This window comes from Acinetobacter endophylla (assembly GCF_053543775.1).
Genome location: NZ_JBLVOM010000261.1, coordinates 1 through 7,159, shown reverse-complemented (window position 1 = coordinate 7,159; position 7,159 = coordinate 1). Strand labels below are relative to the sequence as shown.

General features: G+C 37.5%; 2 protein-coding genes and 1 pseudogene. 1 reads left to right on the top strand and 2 read right to left on the bottom strand.

What is annotated here, in order from left to right; translation table 11 throughout:
* A pseudogene (locus tag ACNPNW_RS15355) lies at positions 1–890 on the top strand (IS5 family transposase); the annotation flags it as partial.
* Positions 891–1,035: 145 nt separating this feature from the next.
* Here ACNPNW_RS15355 and ACNPNW_RS15350 read toward each other — a convergent pair.
* A complete protein-coding gene (locus tag ACNPNW_RS15350; RefSeq protein WP_005005738.1) occupies positions 1,036–2,412 on the bottom strand; it encodes a hypothetical protein in 1,377 nt (458 codons plus the stop codon).
* Positions 2,413–2,415: 3 nt separating this feature from the next.
* On the bottom strand, positions 2,416–7,074 hold the full coding sequence (locus tag ACNPNW_RS15345; protein ID WP_395522154.1) for an AAA domain-containing protein: 4,659 nt from the start codon (positions 7,072–7,074) through the stop codon (positions 2,416–2,418).
* Between the last annotated feature and the right edge of the window lie 85 nt (positions 7,075–7,159).

Here is a 7,159-nt window from a genome sequence, read left to right as displayed (position 1 = left end):
ACCAATTGGCCCGCATATAACCGAGCACTCATGAGTCGCGGAAATATTGCCATTTGGTTTGATCCTGCTACGCAATGGTATGCTCCGTCCATCGGTAAACAAGGGCGAAATCAAACCTACTCCGACGCAGTCATCCAATGCTGCTTAATGATTAAATCCTTATTCCGTCTGTCTTTACGTATGGTCACTGGCTTTGTGCAAAGTCTGATTAAACTTTGCGGATTAAATTGGATAGCTCCAGATTACACCACGCTTTGTAGAAGACAAAAGCATATTGATATTGTAATCAGCTACCAAAAAAGTAGCGATGGGCTGCATCTACTCATGGACTCTACAGGCATGAAGTTTCTAGGTGAGGGCGAATGGAAACGCAAGAAACATGGACCTGAATATCGTCGCCAATGGCGTAAACTTCATATTGGTATAGATGCTAAAACCCTACAAATACGAGCAGTTCAGCTTACAACCAATAATGTCAGTGATTCACAGGTGCTTGGTGATTTACTTAATCAGATTCCACAAGATGAGCGGATTGACTCTGTTTATACCGATGGGGCTTATGACACCAAGCAATGCCGTCAGGTCATTGCAGATCGGCAAGCGCATGCGGTGATTCCACCTAGAAAAAATGGAAAGATACAAAGAGTAGCTCGCTAGAGCGAAATGAATTACTTCGAACAGTTAAACGTTTAGGCAGGACACTATGGAAAAAATGGTCAGGCTATCATCGGCGAAGTTTGGTTGAAACTAAGATGCATTGCATCAAATTATTAGGAGATAAACTCAGTGCAAGGAGTTTTGATAGCCAAGTGAATGAGATCCATGCACGTGTAGCAGTCCTTAACAGATTTACGGAATTAGGTCGACCACTTACCCAAGTTACGCCTTAAATTTGGCTCAATTAGGGGCGCTTTGCATTTCAAATCTTTGTGCAACAAAGCCACTTCAAAGTAGAAATGTCTGGTCTGGATTGTTGCCACTCTAATTTGAGTTTAAAAAAGCTAGCAAATCTGCTAGCTTTTTAAGATGATTATTCTATTTTTTAGAATTTAATAAACCAAAGAAGTTCTCTCCATCGTTCTCTAAGTCTTCAAAAAACTTATAAAACGATTGGGCAATAGCCTTATTTTTGACAATAATACCCACAGGCACTGTTGTTAAAATATTTGTGGATGAATCACTAACGTGAATAATCAAAACACAAAAAGAGTCTTTCATAACCAAAAGCTCAAAATTACCGTCAAAAACTACACTACTTTCCTTAAACGTTAGAAAGTGCTTGGCTCCTGCCTCAGCTGTGATTAGTTTTTTATAACTTGCGATTGATTGTTTATCATTTCTGTATGCCACTGGTAAGAAGCATTTAAAGTTTTTGGTAATTGTGGTTGTCGATAAACGATCAATAAAATCACTAAATCTATCTGACTTACCCCAAAATTCATCTGATGGAGCTAACCAATACAGCTGTTTATCATCATTATTCTGGTCTTGATATTGTTTGATTGTTTTGAAAAACAGGTCTGAATTTTCCTTAGAATATATTGGCCCGATAAAGTATTCATTGGATTTGTGTTCTAGCTTAAATAAGCGATCTAAATTAAGCTTATTCTCGCTAAAAATAGATTCAACTGAAAAAGTATCCTCCATATCTAATTCATGGAGTACCTTTAGAATATCCTCAATATTTTGTGGCTTCTTAGCTGATCTAAGAGCAGCGTAAAGAGAATCTTCGATTTTGTTAAGATTTTCCATGTGATTAAAATCACTAATCTCTGTAGGTGTATAATTCTCATCAAGCGTCAATGGTAATGTAAAACGACGAGAATGGTCTCGCAATTTTTCCACTTGGCTCATTTTATACAGTTGCAGCTTCTTTTCATCCACTGATGGATTCAACTTAACTAATCCTTGGCTGAAATAAAATCGAAAATTTTTCTGAAACTCCTTACTAACCAAAGACTCACCATTTGAAAGGTATTGGTTAGAAGCATCTAATTTAATTGAATTTGCCCCATTGTCAGATGCGTTGGGATTAACTGGCTCAGGATTCAAGCCAATCATCTCAAAACTCATCTTTTGAATATTGTCCTCAATCTTATTTACATAAGGAATTGCACAAACATCCGAGAATGCTTTCTCAAGTCGCTGAGTCAGAGCAAATCGATCATCTTCAAGATGTTTTATCTGCATTTGTTTTAATAATTTAGTTAATAGCACATCTGTTTCATGATTAGATAACCCTAAGAACCGCGCTATTTTTTCAGCAGAAAGTGGTGCAATTACCAATAGGCGCAATACCATAGAATCAATAAAATCTAAGGTATCTGTTGTGGTATAGCTAAATGCCACATTGAATAGTTGTGATGGCAATGTAACATCTACGTCATGATAGCTTCTTAGTGAATTTTCCATGAGTTATACCCCTGCCTTTCTATATTTTTTTGATCTATTTTTATTAATGTGCGGATTGTTTTGTACTATTTTGACAATGGCGCGTTTTGAAATATATCGATATTCTAAAGTCTGATTTTCACGGCACTTGATGTAATTTAATACGCGTCCTAAAGGTAAGTTACTGTTGACTCCTTGCCACATTTCTGACGCACCAAAGATTACAAGACGATCCATTGCGCGAGATAAAGCCACGTTCACACGATTTGGTGACTTCAAAAATGCAGGAAACTTAGTTGGATCATTTCGCGTAACTGAGAGAATGATGATCTTATTCTGTTTACCTTGATAACTATCCACCGTATCAATACGCACAATTGATCTCAATGCATCTGACACTTCACACAAAGAGAAGGCTTTTCTTAACCGGTTTTTTTGCTCAGCATAGGTACAAATTACACCAATAGCAGGCTCTTTAAGGGAATCAGGCTCTGGCACTAATTTATTTAACAAGAGTTTGTCTTGGTCAATCCGCTGAAGAAAATCGATAATTTCATTAATTTCATGTGGGTTATAAATACTACTACCTTTCTCCATTTTGAAATGCTCAGCATTCCCAGTATCCACCCAAGTAACTGTTGAATTCAATTCTATTACGATGTCGGATGCATAGTTATCAGGCACAATCCGCTTTAACTTAATTTCTTTCAGCTCTTCATCACTTAAACCACGAGAATCGACAACTTCAGTTTCAAGTTTTCCTTCATAAAAACAGTCTGAAACTAATTCGCCGATGCTCGGACTCATTCGGTACTGTGACAAGAGTTCTGAACTAGCCTTTAGTCCATAATGTGAATTAAAGATACGGCCAAAGTCGCTTTGTAATTTATCTTCCAAATCATCATCTGATATCTTAAGTTGCTTAGCTAAAGCCTTTATATGATCGCTCGAATATAGTGGAGGAAGTTGGTCTTGATCCCCAACTAATAAAATACGTGCACCTGACTGCATTGCAATTGCCAATTCTGAAGCGATTGAACGTGCTGCTTCATCAATAATCACCCAATCAAATACGTGATTGGCGATTCCAATACTTTGTTGGCCAACACCAACGCATGTGCCACAGACTAATTGCCTTGTTTTGACCAGAAAACTTTCATAATTAGCATTTTGGCTTTCAATTAATGGTTCATAATCTAGGGCAATATTGATCAAGGCTTTCGCTTTAAGTCCTTCCTCATTAGATACCCCGTAGTATTGATTAAGTGCTGCGAACGTAATCATGTCGATCTTATTTAACTGGTTTAATACTGTTATCTCTTTATCATTGATACAGTCTTCCAGTTGATCCCAAAAGTCTTGATTTCCGTCAAACATGCTCTTCAGCTTATGCATTGCTGATTTGAAAGCCTGGGTATACTCTTCTAATGAGAAACTAAACTTTTGATCAAGATCATCTTGGTCGATTGACTGATACGCAGATTTAAGACTATTTAAAATAGTGACTCTGATTTCATAAAGATCGCTCAAGTATTCAGCTTCAAGTGATAAATCTTTTGCAAGCTCAAGCACTCTTTCTTTAATATTAGACTTAAACAGCTCTATCTGGCTCGTAATAATTGAGCCTGTATAGACATCTTTTAATTCAGGAGACACAGCACTCTCTTTATTGCTTATTCGAGCAATACTTAATGGTGTGTCATACTCTGTGCATAGCTGACGTATACGCTCAACACTTGTATTTACAGCTTCGTGCGACTGACTAACAATTAAGATGTTAGATACATTTTGTTTATCATAGAGATAGTGAGCCAGTATAGAGATAAATTCAGTTTTGCCGGTTCCTGGTGGTCCCTTTAATAGTGATACAGGTCCATACTTAAGCACATTACGGAACGCTTTACGTTGTAATGGATTGAGGGCTTTAACCAATTCCCCATTTTTGTATTTGTTATAGTGATCTAGATCTTCATCAGGCACTTCAATCTCATAATCTTTTGCTTCAATCACTAATGATGGTTCAAAGTAATCTACGAGATTTTCAATGACAGCCTTATTACTCAGAATATTTGTCAGAGCATCTGCACGTTTCCGATTAGATGACTTATCTGCCTTGCTTTGTAGAAACAGTGTTGCTTCTTCAGGAACTTCATTTGTTTTTTTACAAAAATCGATCCACAATTCTCCGACTTTTGATTGCGCAATATTCACCGTACCTATGCAGAAAGTGTAATCACCTCCCGCCCCAGTTTCTTTAGTGCACATTACATCGACTTTATCGGTCTTTGAAAATTTAGCTGAAACATCTTCTGCAGAGTCATAGTATGCAATAGCACTCTTTGAATCTTTAAAATGTTTGCTCGAAACTATCTTTAACGGCTCAGACAGAGTGATTGTAGGATGTGCATGACGCTCAGTCGCCATGACTTTTTTCCACAACTCTTTCGTTTCAATATCAATTAAGTGGCTATGTGTAGGCAGATGACTCATTGGCTGTGCCATAAGCTCATCAGTAGCTATAACATCGCCTATCTCTTCTTGTAATGCTTTTTGTTCACGCAGAGCCCGTAATGTTTCCTCTTTCTCTTGAGTCCTTTTGAGCTGTGCTTGCTTAAACTGTTCAATAGCATCCTTAAAGTTTTGATCTTTTGCTAAGAAGTCATTTAACTCTACAATGTTGTCACGCTTACTCATCCCAGATATCGGGTGGACTTCAATGCTAACATCAATAGTCAGATCTGCATCCCTACTAGCCTTCCACCACAGGTCTTGTTTTTTGACAAAATCAAGGAAACTTAATTGATTTTCATGGGGCTTATAAAACCCTTTTAACATGCCATTGATTCCGCTAAGTGTAAATCGAAAATCCCCCTCACTTGCTGCCTCAAGTTGGATATAAACTTTGCCGTTTTCGGGATAAATCGTAAAGGGCGTCTCAACCTTACTTGTATAAATACTAATCTGAGGAGCTTCTTTTACAATAGCACCCTTACATTCAAATGCCTCTATAAAGCGAGAATTATCAATATAGCGTACACTTGGATCTTCCATTCCTTCTATGCTCAAGGCTGTATTTAGCCAGGATAAAGTAGGATCCATTGAAGCCACATCATCCACAGCCAAGTCTATATCGTATAGATCTGCGATTAATTTCAATGCAGTAAAGTTGTCACACTGAATGACTGTTGGATCTTCAATATCAGATGGGAAATAAGCATTAGAAGAATCAGGTTGTGGTACTTCAGGATGGAAGCAATCATTAAAACTAACTTTCAAGTTTGTTTTATCTACTAGAATCTTTTCATCATCCAAGTTTCCATGTTGAAAGCCATGCTCATGAAATTTTTTCAGAGAATGCAATAACTGAAGTGAAAGTTCATTTTTTTCATCCTCAGTTAAGCCCTCAATAACCGTTGACCAAGCTTCACCCTTTACCATTTCAGTTACTAGATACACACATGCTGTGCTAGTTGATAAACCAAAATCAATAATCTTAGGAAGGTATGGCAAATTGAGAGCCTGCGTCATTTTAAGTTCTTCAAAGAATCGCTTAAAACAACTCTTTTGATAAGTTGTCATTGCAGATGCAACTTTACCCATCCATGTTTTGACTAACATGTTGCCTGATGCATAGAGTGTAAAATTTTGGTTAGCATCAATAGGCGCGCCAAATATCGGGTAACTGATATAGGTATTTGTCTGATTTAAATATGGATTCAGTACATCTGCATCAAGTTCATAACTAACTTGTTCAGCAGGTTTTTGAGCTAAGAAATCTTGGAATACTGCACATGCATTATCATATTTCCCTGTCAAAGCTCGTGTTAAAATACGCTCTAACCAGTGGTTCTGATCTCGCTCCTCAAGACTAAATTTTTTCAATGAACGTGGGCTCAGTCGAGCATTCTTCCAAATATGAAGGATTAACTGCCCTAACCAATACACATCCTTTTGTGCAGCTGTCAGCGCAAGATTCGGAAGATGAGCTGTTGTATTCAAAAATGGGAGTTCGTTAGCCAGTTCAGGGTCAATTTTCGAGGGCTGTGTTTGATCATTTGCTGCCGAAAAATTGGATAGCAATATCTCCTTTTTATAAGAGATCCACACACTATGATCACCCACATCACCATGAGTAATTCCCATTTGATGTAGGTGATTAAATTTACCAAGCAAAATCTGGAATAAATCCAATTTCTCAGATTCAGACATTTTCTCAGCATAAGCGCCGATGAATTCGTTGACTCGATAGCTGTTCTCAGGCAACTCATACAACTCATTATATTTTGATGTCATGTCATCAAGACTTGGGTTTGTAATCGGGTGCAAACAACTTTGATAAAGATCAGGCTTTTCTGTTTTAATTTTTTGGAAAACCCGGCGCTCATTGCAGATCAAGTTGAATCGATGTTGAGGCTGACTCATTCTTGAGTTACTCAACTTGAATTCATTAAAATCCCAACAACGCATTAAAGATTTTTCACCAACGATGGTCAATGAATGCGCTTTATACTCGCTATAAATCTTTTTAGGATGCGGTAAGATCAAGTCACCTCGTTCATGATTATTAATAATCAAAGAGCGTGGTTGAATTTGGTCAGGCGCAAAAATTTCATCAATAATGGCGTGATATTCTTTTTTAATATCATATATGCGACCATCACGTTCCAGATGCTTGCGGAACATATTATTAAAATTCTTCTGTTGAGCTAATTGTATAAACTCATCTATCGAAAGAATGTGCTCTAAATCTTCTGGAGGCAGGCGCGAA